This is a genomic window from Vibrio echinoideorum, from assembly GCF_024347455.1.
Lineage (GTDB): Bacteria > Pseudomonadota > Gammaproteobacteria > Enterobacterales > Vibrionaceae > Vibrio > Vibrio echinoideorum.
This window is the reverse complement of record NZ_AP025483.1, coordinates 2,042,909-2,060,348: the sequence shown is the minus strand read 5'-3', so window position 1 is coordinate 2,060,348 and position 17,440 is coordinate 2,042,909. Positions and strand designations below refer to the sequence as shown.

Below are 17,440 nucleotides of genomic sequence, written 5' to 3'. Positions count from 1 at the left end.
GCTGAGGAAAGGAATGGTTTATGAATAATATACAAAACAGTCTCTATGGTTTATTCGATACTCAAGGTGTGAGTCTTTCAAAAGAGTACAAGGATTGCATCGAGAAATATTTAGTATCTGATTTGTCTTTCACTTCTGAGATGATGAATGGTTTGGCTCGAACTATTTTTCAAAATAAAAAGATGATGGCTTACTACCTTTTGCACAATGCAATCGATGAGGCTAAAGGTGCGGCAAGGTTACGAATGATCGCAGAGCGGTATGCAGATGATGAATTAAGGCCGCTTATGTTGCGTCACTATAACGATGAAATGAATCATTCTACGTTGTTTGCCAGCCTTATCCCTTTTACTGGGTACGAGACAGAAACGCATGAACATGAAGTTCAATATGAGTTAGATAAAGTCATGAACTTTGACGATGAGCTCAAGACATTCCTCTTTAGGGTTCATTCTATTGAAATACGTTCGTGGCGTTTACTGTTACTGCATTTGGCGATCATCGATGAGTCTGACGATGATTACATGAAACAAATGCGTCCAACGATTCAAAAAATCTTAGAAGATGAAATGCAGCATGTGTGTTACACCGGGAAATATGTCAGTCGTTGGCTACATGCTGAGCCACACTTAAGCAAAGTTTTTGTTGAGTGCATTACCCACACGAATAAAGAAACATGGGAAGACCTCTCTTCGATGGCTTTATTCATGCGCGATCATATTCAAGATTTTCTTTTAGAATCGGCGGCTTAAATGACTCTCTGGCTTAGGGTTTTAACATCGCGGAGCTCATTCGCGATGTTGGTTATCATCGCTATCTCGTCAGTGATAGCGAATACTGGATGGCGAGTCGTGATGAATAACTTCGCTGTCGACACTATTGGTATGACCGGGGCTGATGTGGGTGTATTGCAGAGTGTTAGGGAAATCCCAGGCTTGCTCTCATTTACTGTTTTGTTTCTGTTGTTCATCGCTTCAGAACAAAGAGTCGCGGTATTGTCGGTTGCAACATTAGGGCTAGGTGTTGCCGTGACTGGGTATTTGCCTTCGATTTATGGCTTCTATTTCAGCACAACGATCATGTCTATTGGCTTTCATTATTTAGAAGCGGTGAACAAATCACTCTCAACACAGTTGTTAGCGACCGAGAACTTTAGTGAATCAATGGGAAAAATTCGCTCTGCTGCCTCGTTTTTCTCGATGGTGACTTTTCTGTGCATTATGGTCGTGAGCTATCTTTTTGACGTTTCAGATAAGGTCATTTTCTTTACTTGTGGAGCAATATGTTTCTGGCTAGCGGTTTACTTAGTCACATTTAAAAATACTCAAACAAAGGTTAAACAACACACTAAACTCATTGTCCGACGTGAATACACGACCTATTACATTCTTACCTTTTTGAGTGGGGCAAGAAGACAGATCTTTGTGGCCTTTGCTGGCTTACTGATGGTGACCAAATTTCAATATACGATTGCGATGATGGCCGCTTTATTTATGGTATCCAGCTTAGCCGCGACGCTTGCTCTACCTTATGTTGGGAAATTTATCGATCGAGTAGGAGAGAGGCTAGCTTTGATCATTGAGTATGCCGCGTTAGTGTTGGTATTCCTATCTTACGCATTTGTGGATGATCATTATGCGGCTGCGGGGTTGTATGTTATCGACAGTATCATTTTTAGTTTTGCCATAGCTTTAAACACCTACTTTAAAAAGACAATTAGGGAAGATGAAGTGGCTTCAACGGCGAGTTTGTCATTCACTATCAACCATATTGCAGCGGTGTTCCTACCCTTTTTGTTGGGAATCATCTGGATGTCTGGTTATCAATGGGTGTTTGTTACAGGATCAATTATTGCTTTGATTAGCCTCTTGGTATCGTTGACTATGGGCACGCAGCTTCATCAGCGGATTAATGGATTCGATAAGCTACAGAAACAATAGTGACACTCATCGAAACTACAGTATTTACTACGTTGAAGACTCAGGCAACTTCCCAATGCTAGAGCAATCAGAACAGTTCAACACAACGTTGATGAAAGCGTTTAAGTCAGTGAAGTAGGGCGTTGTAGTTGTTAAAGGATAGTTGTAATGGTTCGAATAACAATCCCCTACTGATCTCCCCTTGATTGACATCTCTAATCTCTTGTTGGTAATGAGAAAGGGGAGGAATTGAACAAAATTAGTTTGTGAAATTCCTAATTTAGTAAATGACGGATTATCTTTGGTAGGGCAATGTAGTTAGTTAGTTAGTTAGTTAGTTAGTTGGTGCGATCCCTCTTGTTTCACCAATTTTCATTGTCCATAGATTTTTGTCAGAAAATCCACTATCTCTTCCCGCCTTCTTAAAACGTATCGGAGGTTCAAATGCTGGCTCATCCGATAAACCGCTAATGGTTCCCCAGTGAGAAGCAATCAATGTTTTTGCGCGAACATCTATGCCGATAGAGACAGCCTCTTCAGGTGTGGCATGCGACATCCACAATAGTTCCCTAGGCTCATATGCTCCAATAGGCAAAATAGCAAAATCAAAGGAGCCATATTTCTCACCGACATTATTGAATATGGTTTCTGAGTAACCTGTATCGCCAACAAAAAGGAGACGATTTTGTAAACTTTCAATAACCCAAGAGGCCCATAACGTTTCATTATGATCAGATGTACTTCTTGCTGAATCATGAACAGAAGGCTCCGCTGTTATCTCTATCCCTGAAACTGAAACTGAAACTGACACTGACTTTCCCCAATCTAACTCAGTAACCTTGTTATAACCTCGTTCGGTAAAAAAAGACTTAAGTCCTAAAGGAACAACGACATGAATATTGTTTTTGTTTTCTAACTTCCTAACTGTTTGATCATCCAAGTGGTCATAATGATTATGTGAAACGATCACTATATCAATAGGAGGCAATTTATTTATAGGTATGGGTAAATCAACAAACCTTTTTGGTCCGGCCCATGAGACGGGGCTGGCGAATTTTGACAAAAAAGGGTCAGTCAGGATCGTCACTCCAGAGGTCGTAATCAAAAAACTTGCATGCCCTAACCAAGTAACACTATCGCTTTCAATAGAGTTTAAAAGTTGAAGAGACTCCTTCTCTGTTAGCTGATGTCCATCGGGGATATCAGGGACAAACACCGAGTCCCATGCTCTTTGCATATAAAACAAGCCCCCTTTAGGTGCGGCAGTTTCTACAAATGGGTGGTTCTGATAACCGTTACTTGTATGATGGTTTGGCTCATCCACCAATGAAGGTTTTTGGGAGGATTCAGGCGAGAGTGAAGAACATGCAGATAAAGTAACTAAGACTAAAATGGCACTAATGAAAATTTTCGTATCGTTCATCATTGACTCTCTAAAACTCTTTATATGGTGACTCGATAATGTGCCAGTTTAAAATAAACTTAGCTATAACCACACTAAGTTAACCAACTGTTTGTTAACAGCGAGCGTATTATTAGCGGCTTGTGTACTGTTAATGACGAGCGTATAGCTCAAAACCGATTCTATCAACTTCAAGCCCGCAAAACCCCAAAGTGAATGCCTTTACGTAAGGTCTCTACAGCCTTTTATTAAGTATCAATATTTCAATGAATTACCATACCTCGATGGTTTTGCACGTTATCTCATTTGTCATAGCCAAGTTCATAGTGCTCGTGAGTGATCCGCACCAATAGTCTTGGCCACTGACTTAACGGAGTTGGGCTACCCAGAATCCAGTCTGGCTGGAGAAGATGATATTAGAAAAGATTGGTTAATCTGAGTCGACGTGTTTATTGACAAGGCTAGCAATTAGACTACGCTTTAATAACTGATGGAACATCGTCAGTGGAAAATGAACAAGTTTCAACGTAAACCGTAACACTGTAAAAGAAAGAAAAGATATGTACATTGTAGAAAAATAGAAAAGCCACTTTTTACATTAAGTGGCTTTTTTTTGTCCAAAAAGACTATCAACGATAGCTTCAATTTTTAGTGCAGATAACGAATCCAGTTTGAAAGTTAACAACAGAAAGAAGCAACCACTCAATTATTCTAATCTAGAGCTTAACGAAAACTTGGGATAATCGCCGGTATGCCCGGTAGAAGGCCAACCAACGCCATCACACCACTTAGCACAATGAACATAGTGCCAGGCAACACCCAACGGCTCATTTTACTCAGTTCACTACTGCGTTCTTTACAACCGACTAAGCCTAAATTATCCAACAGCATGGTGAGAGCCCAGCCAAATGCAGGGTTAACGAGCGCTGAAGAGAACACAACAATCGCGGCCGATTGGGTGGTTTTCCCTTCACGCGTCATTTCCATGCCAGCTTCTAGCAATGGAACAAATACCCCAACAATCAGCGCCACACACAGTACAGGTTGCCAGATAGCTAAATCCATCGGGTAACCCCAAACTGCGGCGATGATACAGAACAGAGCTGTGAGCAAAGCGCCCGCAGGAATAGGGCGTTTAGCAATCGCCGCCGGTACGATGTAAGTACCCCATGAGGACGTAAAGTTAGTACCGCCAAGTAGAGAACCGAACGTTTGACGAATTGAAGCCGTGGTCATGGTGTCGTCGATGTTCATATGTACTTTTTCGGTACGCTCTGGGTAGCTGATCTTTTGGAATACTTGATGCCCTAAGAAATCTGGAGACCACATAGCGACAGCCAAAATTGCAAACGGCAATACCACCATGAAGTGCTCAATCGTTGGTAGGCCTAACATCCAACCTGTATCTTCTCCCCACCAATACATAGGGTTCATGTTAGGTAAGCCTGGCTCAGTGTGGAAAGCGAATGGGGCACCCATGGCAAATGCAATCGTACCGCCTAGCAAGCAGCTAAGAGGTACAGCTAGCCAACGCTTACGGAAATGTTCCAATAATGCGTACAAAATAATGGTGCAAAAGATCACGACAAAAGCAATGTGGCTCATGCCGATTCCCTCAGCCCAAGCGAACAGCTTTTTCACTTGAGAAGCGGTTCCAACAAAGCCAAGGTAGAGCAACAAGCCGCCACACACACCTTTACTGGTGAGGTTAGCCAACATGCTGCCACCTTTACTGATGGCTAAGATGAGGCCAAAAGCGCCAATCAATAACCCAAACGCCATAGGGTGTCCGCCTGCTGCAACCACAATTGGAATTAACGGGATGAGTGGACCGTGTGTACCTGCGAGGTTCGCGGTCGGCAACAGGAAGCCAGAGAAAATAATAATGAAAACAGAGGCGATGAGGAGTTCATAACGAACGTTTTCTAGAATGAAGTCTTCATTTAATCCGAGAGCCCCAGCAAAGGTGGCTGCAATAGCGCCCACCATAACCACTTTACCAATGGTCGCCGCCATCGCTGGGATGGTATCTTCTATCTCAAATCGATAATCTTTAAACGGCAAATTTGGACGCCAGCGCTTAGGCGACATGATTTGCAATTCGTGTTCTAGATACTGTTCTCGGGAATCAAATTCCGATCTTGGTTTATGTTGTTGTTCATAGGTGAGTTCATCCTCATTGGCTTGAGGCTTCTCTGTTTGTATATGTGCGGACTCTAAAGTAGTGCTCATTTTGATTCCTTTCGTTCACACTCTGAGGTGTGTTATTCCAACAAACGTTGTTGACTCACGGCATGAAGTGTAAACAATGCGTCAACTTATAATTAAAAATTCATTAACATTTAGTTGTTAGTACCTTATACCAAACCAAAAAAAACAAATAGACTCAGTCGGTTAGACATTAGTCGTAGAGTCGGACGACGAGTATTAGACCCTGTAGATAGTATGTGTCTGTTTATTGGTAGGCTCTTAATGTCAGGAATAACAAAGTCACTTTCAACAACAAATGGTTCGACTCTAAAGGCCCAGAAAAAAGTCCAACAACTTACGTTTGGTTGCATGCTTGGTTGCGTTCTGGTGTGATTTGATCGTGATATCTGGTCCAGTTTTATGTTGGATATATTGGGTAATAAGCAGGGGTAGGGATTGCCTCTAGTAGCTCAATTTCTCCTACGTTTGGCCCCTGATAGTGTTAGAATCTCCGCATCAGAATTATCGAGAAACTAGGTATTTATAAACAATGTTTATCCATCACGTAAACGGCATCGACTGGCTGGTGATTACAGCTTTTGAAGAACTGAAACCGATGTTTATCGAAGATGCTGGTCCCATCCCAGCTTACTTCTCTACCACCAGTGAATTGAGCCTGATTGATCAAGCCAAGCGTAGCTATGGATTTTTGCCTAAACTCCGCGGTGTGATCACTGATACTGGCACGTATCAAAGTGAAAATCTTGAAGAAGATTTGAACCCACAGCTAGCGTGTATAGTAGAAGGGCGTGGTCGGGTGTTTATCTATCACGGCGACTATGTGGCTTTTGTGGATGACGAGCAAACCTTCATTACCCGTATGGACTGATAGTGACTCAGTGAGTTGAGATCTGCTAATTGGTAAATCGGCGAGTTAGCTCCCCTAGAATTAAAAACTAAAGGATTAATACGATGGCAAAAACGGTCTCATTGGTACTTGGCAGTGGTGGCGCAAGAGGCTTGGTTCACGTTGGAATCATCCGTTGGTTAATCGAGCATGGCTATCAGATAAAATCCATCTCTGGCTGTTCAATTGGCGCACTTATCGGTGGTGTCTATGCGGCGGGCAAGTTGGATGAATTTGAAGAGTGGGTCACCAGTATCGACCAATCGGATATGGCGATGATGTTGGACTTTTCATGGCAATCGAGCGGTATCTTCAAAGGGGACAAGATCATCGACACACTGCGTGGACTGATCGGCGAGATTTCAATTGAAGATCTGCCTATCCCTTATACCGCAGTTGCTGCTAACGTCGACGATGAAAAAGAGGTTTGGTTGCAATCCGGTTCTCTGTTTGATGCCATTCGCGCCTCCATCTCTTTGCCACTGTTCTTCACACCTCATGTCATCAATGGTGAAGTGCTGATTGATGGCGGAGTGCTCAATCCCGTACCGATTGCGCCTACCTTTAGTGATAAGACAGACTTTACTCTGGCTGTGAACTTAGGTGGTGAACCTGAGATGCTTCAGCAGGAAGTGATACCGGTTTCCCTACCTACAAAAGAGAGCAATCTGCATGAGAGGGTGGTTCATTTTATCGATAATCTAGGTAGCAGTGTAAAAAGTAAAATGAGCTTCAATTTTGCTGCCTACGACATTGCCAACCAAGCGTTTGATGCGATGCAATCGACCATTGCTCGCCAAAAACTGGCCGCTTACCCCGCCGATATTACGCTTGAGCTCCCACGTAATGCCTGTGGCACTTTAGAGTTTGATCGCTCACAAGAGATGATAGACAGAGGCTACCATTTGGCACAAGCTAAACTGGGTAACCGCCTTTAACGGGTAGGTCGCTAACTTTAATGTGTCGGTCGCTGATTTTATGTGTAGACCATAGGCTTAACGAAGAGGGGATATATGCAAACTGAACTCAAAGAACTTGCTCTCAAAGAACTTGAACTCCACGAGCTTATGGCAAACAAAGATGTCGTCGTAATCACCAGTTTAGAAGAGCCTGCTGTATCTTGGCTGATAGATTGCTATCAAGAGAATACTGATATCGACATTATGGAGAACGCGCGCCAATTAGATAGCGAAGCGGTTTTAGCGCAATGTCGAAACAGCCTGAGTGAAAGTAAAAAGGTGATACTTACCGCGCAGTTTCGTAGCCAACTGCCTATCATCAATATCGCTTCACTGTGTAATGAGAAGCGCAAATCGTTGATCAATATTGAGTTATCCGGCTGGGACGAAGAAAAACGCCTTCCTCACTCTTTTAGCAGTTTCTAGGTCATAGTAGCTTCTGGCTTCTGGCTTATAGCTTCTAACTTCTAGCGGTTTATTGGTAACAGCAGTCGCTAGTCTTTAGCGTTTCTATGTTGACGTAAGCCCACAAGATATGGACTTCACTTCAAATGCCTACCGCCATCAAGGTGTAAGGTTCTTCCTGTCATGTAGTGACTGGCCAAAACATATTTGATGCCATTTATTATTTCCTCAAAGCCCGCTTCTGTGGGGATCAGAGCTTTCTGCAGCGCTTTGGTTTTGTATGTGTCATCGTCATGTTCATTGAACTTAATCATTGCTGGAGAGAGGGTATTTACTTTCACCTTGGGAGCCAGCATTGCTGAAAACGACAACGTTAGGTTGTTGAGCGCAGCTTTGCTAGCCGCGTAAGCGATGTGTTTTTTACTGCCTTTTTCCGCAACGTAATCACTGATGTGGATGATGTCTGACGTTTTATCGCCAGACATCAGTTGGTCTTTGAGTGTTAAATTGAACAAATAAGGCACGGTCGCGTGAATCGTCATCATCTGATGCATGATTTGTGAGGCATTTTCACTGGGGTTTTTCTTGTTCTCCGGCTTCCAGTCGGAAGCGTTATGTATGATGGCTCGAAGTGTCTTATATTCTTGACCCACGTAATGAAGAAAGCCCTCTAAGCTGCTTTGTTGATAAAAATCTACCTGCTGCAAGTCGGCTCCACTGTCGCGCAGTAATTGCAGTTGAGGGTAGTCGCTTCGGTAAGTGCCAACCACTTTGTATCCATCCACTAAAAGTTGCTGCGCCAGTGCGAAGCCTAGTCGCTTTCCCACGCCAGTTATTAGTATCGTTTCACTCATCGTAAAAACTCAGCTCTGGTTTGAGGGTTAGTTTTGAAAATACCACCGAGAGCGGTCGTTGAGGTTTCAGAGTTTGCATCCATGACACCTCTGGATTTAACGCAATAGTGAGTGGCTTTAATTGTCACGGCCACATTTTCTGTTTCGACTAGAGTCTGTATCGCGACCAGGATTTGCTGAGTAAGGCGTTCTTGCACTTGAGGGCGCTGAGCAAAGAATCGAACGATACGGTTGATTTTAGACAGCCCAAGAATCTTGTTTTCAGGGATATAGGCCACTTCTGCTAAACCATCGATGGTAATGAAGTGATGTTCGCACGTCGACGTTAAATCTATGTTCGATACCTTCACCATTTCATCAACCGACATTTTGTTTTCTATAACGCTGATTTTTGGGAAGTTATCGTAATCGAGCCCTGAAAAGATCTCGTGAACGTACATTTTTGCAATGCGATGAGGTGTTTCAGCAAGGCTGTCATCTGTTAAATCCAGTCCAAGCGTACTGACCACTTCCGTCAAAAGTCCTTTGATGCGGTTGTACTTCTGGTTGGGATTCATTTCGCTCGGTGTCATTGGGGTTTCAAGTCCTTTTGCGAGCAAAGCTTCTCTTACTTTTTCGGCTTCTGTATTCAGCATGACTCTCTCCTTATGAGTTAATTTTCGAGCTCTGCTTCATAGCTAAGCGTGAGTGAAACGGAGTCGGCAAAACGTAGGGCATGAGGCTTATCAATTCTCACTTGAGCGTATCGTACCCATGGATGATCGATACAAATGCCGAGTACGTCGCTGGTTAACTTTTCTAAAAGCAGAAATCTTCCGGATTCGACATGTTGAATGATCTTCTTGCAGATGTTTTTGTAGTTGAGTGCGTTCTCCACATCATCTGAGAGGCAAAGGTTGTTAGCGGGGTAGTGGATCTCTGCATTGATAACGATGTCTTGCTGCTTAGACTTTTCTTCTTCGTTGAAGCCGATGAAAGTTCTTAGTCTGAGATTTGTAATGGTGATAATGGCGTTGTGATTCATAACAGTGTCCAATCCTTAGAGGGTAAAGTCAGGTACGTGCTTGTTTTAAGAAAAGATCAGTAAAGCTCACGCGATTAAGAGTTCAGTTGTTCCTTTCGCAGCTGTTCCTTTCGCAATTGTTCCTGTTGCAGCCGTTCTTTTTTCAGTCATGTAAACGCTAGGTGAAACTGATATCGAAAGGGATGGGTTCGGTTTTCTGATTTAACTTATCGAAGTTTTCCCAGAGCTGCTGATATGAGATGTCTAGAGTGGGGTGACGTTCTTGCGCAGCAATATCGACTAACGGCCTAAGCACAAATGCATACTCGGTGATTTCGCCTCTAGGCAGCTCTACGCCATCGATAACGCCCACTTGATTACCATAAAGAAGGATGTCGATATCCATCGTCCGTGAAGCATAGGCTTTGGTCTGACGCTTGCGATCGTTCTCTGATTCGATTTGATGTAGAACCTTGACCAGCTCTACGACAGGAAGGGTACATTCGAACCCAACGACTAGGTTAAGGAAATTATCCCCTTTAAAACCGACAGGCTCGCAATCGTAGAATTTAGAAATGTGTAGGGGCGCAAAGCGGTCATGCAATGCTTTGAGAGATTCTGTGACGTGATGTTCGCGGTTAATATTGCTTCCGATGCTGACATAGACGGTGGCCATAGTCTTTCCCTCCTTTTAAACAGCCTATACGTCCGACTTGCTATGAAGATCAGCTATGCATCCTTTTAATGGCAGGAAGACAAAAGAAAAATACGGTTCTGTTACAAGTTTTGCCCGTTTTGAGCCCGACAAAAGGGCACCTGTGAGCTAGAAAGTGCCACGAGTAAAAACTCAGCCGATGAAGGTATTGGACAAAAATGTGTGAGGGAAAAATTGAATATGATCGATCATGAATAACTATAGGTATGGAAAGTCGCTTAACGTAGCGTCCAGTATTGATGGTGCCGATCACTGACAAGTATACGGACCTTCATGACAATATGCTTTTTCACATATTTTAAGTCATGCTCTCTAATGCCTATCAATAAAAAAGCCCAAACAAAGGATTGGGCTCAATTCAATAATCATTAAACCATTGTCATGGTGGTTATATTCCGATTAATTTCCCCAGATTTGGCTTGCAAACTCTGGATGGTCAATAAACGGATTACGATTCCCTTGGAAATCATGTACCGCCTTGTTTCGGTCGATTTCTTTTTGGCTTACTGGATCTTCAGAATGCCAACGCTTTAGCATGGTAAGTAGCCAAGGTTCAAAAACGGTTGTATTGGTTCCATCCAGAACGGCGTCAGAGCTTGTAGAGTTCCCTTCCCAATTAGCGATTTCATTTTCATAGCGTGTTGCCATGTAGAAATATGCTCTTGCGAAATCACCTTTAAACTCATCAATTGGCTCAAACACCGTACCTGCATAACCAAGAGAGTTCGCTGCACTGCCTAATTTAGAACCATTGCTTGATGTGTATGTTGCACTACGTACCTCACCAAATGGCCAATTACTACGTTTCGAGTTAACGTAGCCGTCAGTGGCAAATAAATGGTGACCGTCAGAGTTCATTGGCTCGACTTTTCCACCAAACCAGCTTTTCGGGAATGAGTGCTCACGGTTGTAGCAATCACCTTCTTTGCTGTATTGACCACATTGATCGGCCACCTTAGTAAATTGGATTGAATCTGAGCCTGAAGGTTTCTCCGAATACATATCGAGAATCGACCCATCAGTGTCATAGTATGCGTCTAGGTCAGCCTCAGACACTAACGTCCAAATAGCGGTGTAACCCTGACTACTATGATTATCAATAATTTGATACAAGGCCGTTTTTAACGCAAAGCCCACTTTGCCTTCAGCGTCTTTGTAATACTCACCTAACACTGGTGGTTCAGTTGGTGGTGTAGTCGTTGAGCCACCAATCGTAAACTCTGTACTCTGACTTGCTTGGAAATCACCACCAGATGCCACAACGGTTCCGTTTACCGACAAACTGTATGAACCACTCCCCACACTGCAGCACATTCCATCTCCATAAGAGTCTGAGACTTCTAGGGTGTAGCTACCATCTGCTAAACACATTTCCACTTCATTGTTGGTGTTACTTTGATAGTCTGAACCAGAATAAAGAGTTTGAGAAACTGAGTTTTTGAGAGACCAACTGGTTTCAGAGCCATAGTTATCCGTCACTAGCGTGAGTGCGGCACTTGTGTCATTGCAGCTTTGTGTTGGTGGAGCCTCCGTAGGCTGAAAGTTATCTAAATACACCACTTCCGAACCATCAAAACCTGCATCATCATAAAATCGTATGCCCACAACGATATCTTTAGTGCTCGTAGCGCTGTACGAGTGAGTCAATGCTTGCCACTGATTTGTTAAACCATTATTCGAGTAGCCTAAATAGCCATCAACAAAAAGGCGAGCTTTCACGTTACCTTCAGTGTGATAAATATCGACAGAGAAATCATAAGTTTTCCCTTGTTCAACACTTATCGTTTGAAGAAAATCGGTATTACTTTGAGTACTTGTATTCACTGTGACTTGTGCAGAGAGACTGCCGTTATTTACAGGGTCGGTAGAGAGTGAAAGTGCAATGCCGGAGTCAATCACACTCCATCCAGATGGTGCGTTTCCTTCCCAGTTTTCGAAACTTCCATTTTGCATTTGCGCATGCGCACTCGCTGAACAAAGTAATGCAACGCCACTTAGTGTTATTATTCTATTTATCATATAACCTTCTGTTTAATCGGATAAAAATTAACTAAGCTTAGAAAGTAATCAAAAGATGAATGGAGATAAACATCACATTTATAAATGTAAGCAACATTACTTTTATTAATATATGTGATGTAAAGCAATGTGATATCGACCTGTCTAATGCTTTCACACGCTAGATTATTGAAAAAAGGTTCATCTCGACTTTCAGGGGAAAGCTGCGATGAACCCAAAATAAGCACTTATCCACAAGTCCTGCCTATAGTAAATGTAACCTCTACTAAAGTTCGATCCAGCCCTTACCTAACCAACTGAAAATTATGCGCACAATTCAGTTTGGTTCTAATTTTTAGTTGAAGACCGTGCAAGCACATATTGCTTTCGATTCAAGGCATGAGGAAGATCAGCTTCTAGCGCCCCATAAACCCAAACAACAGCGTCACACATTTATCTCACGGGAAGCTTGGTCTTAGTTTTTATCAGACCGAAGGCTAAGCTGAATTCAATAGAGGCAATATTGGGCAGGCGAGTTAATTGCTCTGTAGATAGAATTAAGGCCTCGCGTGTGCGAGGCCTTTTTGTTTGTACCGAGCGGGAGTAGAAAAGTCTCTTGAGGTTTAGTTTTCTAAATTGTGCTTAATTATCTGTTCCACCACACCATCCATCGTCTTTGAGCTAATCTCCGGCTTCAAATACAAGGAATGATACTCAACGCCTGTACGGTCTATATAGGCTGCTTGTAAGCCAGCGGATAGCGCACCATGAGTGTCCCAATCATGAGTAGCGACAAGACGAAGGTTTTCGACAGACTCTTGTAAGGTTTCGGCTGCAAATTTATACACGTCTGAATTTGGTTTGAAACTGCCTGTTTCTTCAACAGAAATGATTGTGTCGAAATAGTCTTTTAAGCCCGAGTTCTTGATTTGAGAAGCGATGAGGTCGAGGGATGAGTTGGAAAAAGCGACTGTTTTAAAACCGTTGTTACGCAATTTAAGTAAAGATGCTTTGATATCAGTGTGCGCTGGTAGATTGGCAAAAGAAGTTAACAAGGCATCTTTGCTTTCCGCCGTTAAATCACACTTGTACCGCTGTGCAATAGCGTCGAGCGCTGCATTCGCTAATTCAGAAAAAGTAGACTGTACGTTTGTTGCGATGCAAACCGTTGAAGAGTGCAAAAGCTTTGAGAACCAAAGCGATAGTGCATCCTCGCTGCCAAATACTGCTTTAAATTTAGGCTGTAATGACCCCAAATTTAAAACCGTTTCGTTTATATCAAACAGTATCACTTCTTTTTTCATGCGAAGAACCCAGATTTAATTGAATTTCATGCTTACATAATCCGCTCTGACGATACGGTTTACAACCTCGATTTAAGTAACTTGAGCTTTGCTCTCTAATTTGAAAAGGGGCTGGAATGCGTGAGCGACAACCCTTCAACTCAAATCTGGCGTTGCTTCATAGGTATTAGGCAACGCCAAATCTGAAATGATTTAGCTTATTTAGCGGCTTCGATGGTGCCTTTGAAAGTGCTGTCTAAAAAGTCACTAATCTCTTGTGAGTGGTAAATTGAGATGATCTTTTTATACGTTTCATTATTTTTGTCTTCTTCTCGCGCCGCTACAACCATCACGGCTAAAGGTGCGTCTTTTTTCTCTAAGTAAATGCCTTGTTTCTTAGGATCGAGTCCAGCCGACATTACATAGTTCATGGTGATTGCTGCTGCATCTACATCGTCAAGAGAGCGGGGTAGCTGAGCGGCATCCACTTCAACAAATCGAATGTTCTTCGGGTTGCTAACAATATCGTTTAAAGATGCGTTGAAACCAGCGTTGTCTTTTAATGAAATCAGCCCGGCATCTTCAAGTAGTAACAGTCCACGCCCGCCATTCGTTGGGTCGTTTGGAATCGCGATTCGTGCGTTGTCGGGGATAGAGTCAAGCGAAGTGTACTTGTTAGAGTAAACGCCCATACGCATTAAAATTGAACGTCCGATAGAAACTAACTTGCTATCGTGATTGTCGTTAAAGTTGTCGAGAAATGGCTGATGTTGGTAGCTATTCAGTTGGATGCTTCCATCATCTAATGCTGCGTTAGGGGTGATGTAGTCTGAGAATTCAACTAGCTCAATGTTAATCCCTTGCTTTGCTGCTTCTTTGGCGACTGCCTGTACAACTTGTGCATGTGGGCCAACTGTCGCCCCAATCTTGATTACAGCCTCGTCTTTTTTTCCACATCCTGTTACACCGAATACGAAAGCTAATGCCAACAGGGATGCTGTGATTTTTTTGTAGCTGTTCATGATAACTCCATTTAATTGATCAAAAAGACATTTGGGCGTCTGGATGTCTATATTATCTATTTATAAGATCGGGTCAATAGGTTTGTTAGAAGCAAAGTTAGATTGATATTAATAGGTTAGATTGATATTAAGAGTCAGGTTTAATTCATATCAGAATGTCGACGACCCCAAACCTATCTGTAGGGCAAGCCAATGTAGCGTTGAGAAAACAAAGGCCTCGCACGTATGAGGCCTTTTGGGTTTCGTTGAATAAGGTATAGGGCAGTAACTTGGAACTTAAAGAAAACGGGTTCGGTAATCTTTCCTATTAAGAGAGCTTTTGATTAAAGAACTCAAGCGTACGTGTCCATGCTAACTCCGCTTCTTCTTCAGCATATCGACCTGTTGAATCGTTATGGAAGCCATGATTCACACCGTCATAGATGTAAGCGGTGTAGTCTGCTCCGTTCTCTTTGAGTTCGGTTTCATAGTCTGGCCAAGTCGCGTTCACACGTTTATCGATTCCAGCGAATTGGATGAGCAATGGCCCTTTAACATTCTTTCTTAAATCAGGTGCGGCAGGAGTGCCATAAAAGGGAACGCCCGCATCCAGCTGTTCTGGCATTACCGCCGCCAACATATTCACGATATAGCCACCGAAACAAAATCCTACAGCGCCTAGCTTGCCGTTACTTTTTTCATGAGATTTCAAAAAGTTTGCAGCGGCGATAAAGTCTTCTTCGATTTTCTCTCGTGATAGCGACTTTTGCATTGCTCGGCCTTCATCATCATTTCCTGGATACCCACCAAGCGAATAGAGTGCATCAGGTGCAAACGCAATAAACCCCGCGGCCGCGAGTCGTCTTGCCACATCCTTTACGTATGGATTTAAGCCTCTATTTTCATGAATGACCAAGACAACAGGCGCATTACCCTCTAACTCTTTTGGTACCACCAAGTAGCCATAGCCTTCTCCGTGTCCTTTAGGCGAAGGAAACTTCTCGTAGGTTGCTTTGATGGAAGGATCATTGAAAGAGACTTGCTCTGCCTGCGCATAATTAGGGATCAGTGCTGAAGTTAATGTTGTCATGGTTAAGCCAAGTACAGCTAGCCCGGATAGACGAGCCATAAACTCTCTGCGATCAATCAGACCGTGCGCATATTCGTCGTACCAATCAAATGCTTCTTGAGGGATAGAGCGAGCTGGATCTGATTGAGATTCGGTATTTTGATTCATAACTTTTCCTTGTTGTGAGTTGTTTGACCAATCAACTATAGTGGAAATTTCAACACATTTGAACGATCGCTCAATATCTTTTAAGCTATTTGTTATATCAAAGTACAAAAATTAGATGACAGTCAGATAAAACGATCACTTCGGAATCGATTCCCATGTCTAGGTTTGTTTTACGGAGCGATTCAACACAAGGTTGATGTAAGTGATTAAGTCAGTGAAGTAGGGCGGTTTTGATTATTGGCTTTGAGGAAGTTCTAGCTTTAAATTGGGCAAAGCTTGTTTGTTTTTTTCTTAATATGAATATTTAACTACCACATTTTGTTAACGCTCAACAATGCAATCGCGCCCTTGAGATTTTGCGTCGTAGAGGGCGTTATCCGCTCTTTTAATTAATGAATTCCAGTCATCGTTTATGAGAGCTTGAGTCACTCCAATGCTGACAGTATACCTGCCAGATGAGAGCTCTTGATTGGAGTTGTGTTTTGCGTGGTTCCTTATTCTTTCAGCTATTTGCATTGCTTGAATTTTATTCGCTCTAGGTAACATGACAACAAACTCCTCTCCACCATAGCGAAAGCAGAAATCGCTTGTTCGGCATGTATCTTCAAGAATTTGACCAAAGTGCTTAATCACATCATCTCCCTTGTCATGACCATAGGTATCATTAATTTTTTTGAAATGATCTAGGTCGGCCATCAGTACAGAAATGTCACTCTCTCGGCCTGGTTGAACAAGCTTGGGTATCAGCTCTGCTAGGCCTCTACGGTTATAAAGGCCTGTTTGTTCATCAGTGATCGATGAGCGATAGGTTTGCTTTAATAAACGATCAGTTAAGATCCAAAACACTGAAAATGCGAGGCTAACAATTGTGATTGTCATGATAACGAAAGACAATTTATGAATATCTGATATCAGGTAATAGTTTGAATTCGTTCCTTTGGTATGAGCAAGTACGCCCCTCATTGCCATATAGAGAATGTTGATAAACAGGGTCAGGTTCAACAGGCACTTTGCTTCTCTGTTATCGTGTTTTTCCCCGGAATAGTTTGCACATAGGGCTAAGATACATATCGTCACAACGAGAATACTTCGAGCTTCGATCCTAGAAGTAACAGAAGGCGCAATTAGGGCGCTATAAAGAAAGAAGCTAATGCCAAGGGAGCTAATGATAATTGATATTACGAGAAAAGATCGACTTGCTCCTCGTAACACGGTTATGCCGACGAGTAACAAACCAAAAGCGGTTGCGTATGCACCATTGGAAAGAAAAACGATGGATTCTGAAGATTGAGTAACGCCGAATGAAAGTGGTGTAACACTGGCTCCTAACAGCAAAGCAGCATAAGCAATATAATTCACCCCTAACGTGGTTCCTGCGAGTATATATTTATGTGTTAACAGCATAGCACTCGCAACAGTGGCTGCTAACAAAGAGGTATATATAGCTAAGGTGTGTACATCCATGAAATCACCAACAACGTAAAAATGAACTCTCTCAATTCAGTATTACGCAATTTGTATTATTAATATTTAGTAGTTAATCATTATTAAACCATATGCTGATGCA

16 protein-coding genes and 2 pseudogenes are annotated in these 17,440 nt (G+C 42.6%); 6 read left to right on the top strand and 12 right to left on the bottom strand.

From position 1 onward, the window contains the following. Positions 1–20 precede the first annotated feature (20 nt). From OCV36_RS09355 to OCV36_RS09345, 3 genes and pseudogenes are all read left to right on the top strand, one after another. The gene (locus OCV36_RS09355; RefSeq protein WP_102456809.1) at positions 21–752 is read left to right on the top strand and encodes a GTPase; all 732 of its coding nucleotides are present in this window, start codon (positions 21–23) and stop codon (positions 750–752) included. Between the two features lie 45 nt (positions 753–797). Then, on the top strand, positions 798–1,940 hold the full coding sequence (locus tag OCV36_RS09350; protein WP_135454966.1) for an MFS transporter: 1,143 nt from the start codon (positions 798–800) through the stop codon (positions 1,938–1,940). A gap of 10 nt (positions 1,941–1,950) precedes the next feature. Next, positions 1,951–2,058: pseudogene (locus OCV36_RS09345) on the top strand (alpha/beta fold hydrolase); the annotation flags it as partial. Between the two features lie 195 nt (positions 2,059–2,253). Here OCV36_RS09345 and OCV36_RS09340 read toward each other — a convergent pair. Both OCV36_RS09340 and OCV36_RS09335 read right to left on the bottom strand, forming a co-directional pair. Next, a complete protein-coding gene (locus tag OCV36_RS09340) occupies positions 2,254–3,345 on the bottom strand; it encodes an MBL fold metallo-hydrolase (protein ID WP_135454964.1) in 1,092 nt (363 codons plus the stop codon). A 699-nt stretch (positions 3,346–4,044) separates the two neighbouring features. After that, entirely contained in the window at positions 4,045–5,553 is a 1,509-nt protein-coding gene (locus OCV36_RS09335; protein ID WP_004734780.1) for a DUF3360 domain-containing protein, read from the bottom strand. 508 nt (positions 5,554–6,061) lie between these two features. Between OCV36_RS09335 and OCV36_RS09330 the strand changes: the two genes are divergently transcribed. The 3 genes from OCV36_RS09330 to OCV36_RS09320 all read left to right on the top strand — a co-directional run bounded on the left by OCV36_RS09330 (position 6,062) and on the right by OCV36_RS09320 (position 7,803). After that, complete coding sequence (locus OCV36_RS09330) at positions 6,062–6,400, top strand: hypothetical protein (protein ID WP_004734781.1); 339 nt, start codon at positions 6,062–6,064, stop codon at positions 6,398–6,400. Between the two features lie 83 nt (positions 6,401–6,483). Then, positions 6,484–7,356: a patatin-like phospholipase family protein gene (locus OCV36_RS09325; protein ID WP_135454962.1), complete on the top strand. Its 873-nt coding sequence runs from the start codon at positions 6,484–6,486 to the stop codon at positions 7,354–7,356. A gap of 75 nt (positions 7,357–7,431) precedes the next feature. Continuing rightward, positions 7,432–7,803, top strand: coding sequence for a hypothetical protein (locus OCV36_RS09320; protein WP_135454961.1), 372 nt, complete (start codon positions 7,432–7,434; stop codon positions 7,801–7,803). 116 nt (positions 7,804–7,919) lie between these two features. Here OCV36_RS09320 and folM read toward each other — a convergent pair whose 3' ends face one another. The 10 genes and pseudogenes from folM to OCV36_RS09270 all read right to left on the bottom strand — a co-directional run bounded on the left by folM (position 7,920) and on the right by OCV36_RS09270 (position 17,337). Continuing rightward, a complete protein-coding gene (gene folM / locus OCV36_RS09315) occupies positions 7,920–8,636 on the bottom strand; it encodes a dihydromonapterin reductase (protein ID WP_135454959.1) in 717 nt (238 codons plus the stop codon). Beyond that, entirely contained in the window at positions 8,633–9,271 is a 639-nt protein-coding gene (gene folE / locus OCV36_RS09310) for a GTP cyclohydrolase I FolE (RefSeq protein WP_004734785.1), read from the bottom strand. Before folE ends, folM begins: the two co-directional genes overlap by 4 nt. A gap of 17 nt (positions 9,272–9,288) precedes the next feature. Then, complete coding sequence (gene folX, locus OCV36_RS09305) at positions 9,289–9,660, bottom strand: dihydroneopterin triphosphate 2'-epimerase (protein ID WP_004734786.1); 372 nt, start codon at positions 9,658–9,660, stop codon at positions 9,289–9,291. Between the two features lie 157 nt (positions 9,661–9,817). Further along, positions 9,818–10,315: a 2-amino-4-hydroxy-6-hydroxymethyldihydropteridine diphosphokinase gene (gene folK, locus OCV36_RS09300; protein WP_135454957.1), complete on the bottom strand. Its 498-nt coding sequence runs from the start codon at positions 10,313–10,315 to the stop codon at positions 9,818–9,820. 438 nt (positions 10,316–10,753) lie between these two features. Then, positions 10,754–12,373, bottom strand: coding sequence for an endonuclease (locus OCV36_RS09295; RefSeq protein ID WP_135454955.1), 1,620 nt, complete (start codon positions 12,371–12,373; stop codon positions 10,754–10,756). Positions 12,374–12,805: 432 nt separating this feature from the next. Next, positions 12,806–12,898, bottom strand: a pseudogene (locus tag OCV36_RS09290) (Lrp/AsnC family transcriptional regulator); the annotation flags it as partial. A 77-nt stretch (positions 12,899–12,975) separates the two neighbouring features. Continuing rightward, on the bottom strand, positions 12,976–13,656 hold the full coding sequence (locus OCV36_RS09285) for a haloacid dehalogenase type II (protein WP_135454953.1): 681 nt from the start codon (positions 13,654–13,656) through the stop codon (positions 12,976–12,978). A gap of 197 nt (positions 13,657–13,853) precedes the next feature. Next, the gene (locus OCV36_RS09280; protein ID WP_135454952.1) at positions 13,854–14,657 is read right to left on the bottom strand and encodes a MetQ/NlpA family ABC transporter substrate-binding protein; all 804 of its coding nucleotides are present in this window, start codon (positions 14,655–14,657) and stop codon (positions 13,854–13,856) included. 307 nt (positions 14,658–14,964) lie between these two features. Beyond that, on the bottom strand, positions 14,965–15,873 hold the full coding sequence (locus OCV36_RS09275; RefSeq protein WP_135454950.1) for a dienelactone hydrolase family protein: 909 nt from the start codon (positions 15,871–15,873) through the stop codon (positions 14,965–14,967). Positions 15,874–16,194: 321 nt separating this feature from the next. Beyond that, positions 16,195–17,337, bottom strand: coding sequence for a GGDEF domain-containing protein (locus OCV36_RS09270; RefSeq protein ID WP_108149955.1), 1,143 nt, complete (start codon positions 17,335–17,337; stop codon positions 16,195–16,197). Between the last annotated feature and the right edge of the window lie 103 nt (positions 17,338–17,440).

Bases quoted from the DNA above. Each gene is read 5' to 3' on its own strand.
- OCV36_RS09355 (WP_102456809.1), top strand. From the start codon at position 21: ATGAATAATATACAAAACAGTCTCTATGGTTTATTCGATACTCAAGGT.
- OCV36_RS09350 (WP_135454966.1), top strand. From the start codon at position 798: ATGTTGGTTATCATCGCTATCTCGTCAGTGATAGCGAATACTGGATGG.
- OCV36_RS09340 (WP_135454964.1), bottom strand. From the start codon at position 3,345: ATGATGAACGATACGAAAATTTTCATTAGTGCCATTTTAGTCTTAGTT.
- OCV36_RS09335 (WP_004734780.1), bottom strand. From the start codon at position 5,553: ATGAGCACTACTTTAGAGTCCGCACATATACAAACAGAGAAGCCTCAA.
- OCV36_RS09330 (WP_004734781.1), top strand. From the start codon at position 6,062: ATGTTTATCCATCACGTAAACGGCATCGACTGGCTGGTGATTACAGCT.
- OCV36_RS09325 (WP_135454962.1), top strand. From the start codon at position 6,484: ATGGCAAAAACGGTCTCATTGGTACTTGGCAGTGGTGGCGCAAGAGGC.
- OCV36_RS09320 (WP_135454961.1), top strand. From the start codon at position 7,432: ATGCAAACTGAACTCAAAGAACTTGCTCTCAAAGAACTTGAACTCCAC.
- folM (WP_135454959.1), bottom strand. From the start codon at position 8,636: ATGAGTGAAACGATACTAATAACTGGCGTGGGAAAGCGACTAGGCTTC.
- folE (WP_004734785.1), bottom strand. From the start codon at position 9,271: ATGCTGAATACAGAAGCCGAAAAAGTAAGAGAAGCTTTGCTCGCAAAA.
- folX (WP_004734786.1), bottom strand. From the start codon at position 9,660: ATGAATCACAACGCCATTATCACCATTACAAATCTCAGACTAAGAACT.
- folK (WP_135454957.1), bottom strand. From the start codon at position 10,315: ATGGCCACCGTCTATGTCAGCATCGGAAGCAATATTAACCGCGAACAT.
- OCV36_RS09295 (WP_135454955.1), bottom strand. From the start codon at position 12,373: ATGATAAATAGAATAATAACACTAAGTGGCGTTGCATTACTTTGTTCA.
- OCV36_RS09285 (WP_135454953.1), bottom strand. From the start codon at position 13,656: ATGAAAAAAGAAGTGATACTGTTTGATATAAACGAAACGGTTTTAAAT.
- OCV36_RS09280 (WP_135454952.1), bottom strand. From the start codon at position 14,657: ATGAACAGCTACAAAAAAATCACAGCATCCCTGTTGGCATTAGCTTTC.
- OCV36_RS09275 (WP_135454950.1), bottom strand. From the start codon at position 15,873: ATGAATCAAAATACCGAATCTCAATCAGATCCAGCTCGCTCTATCCCT.
- OCV36_RS09270 (WP_108149955.1), bottom strand. From the start codon at position 17,337: ATGGATGTACACACCTTAGCTATATATACCTCTTTGTTAGCAGCCACT.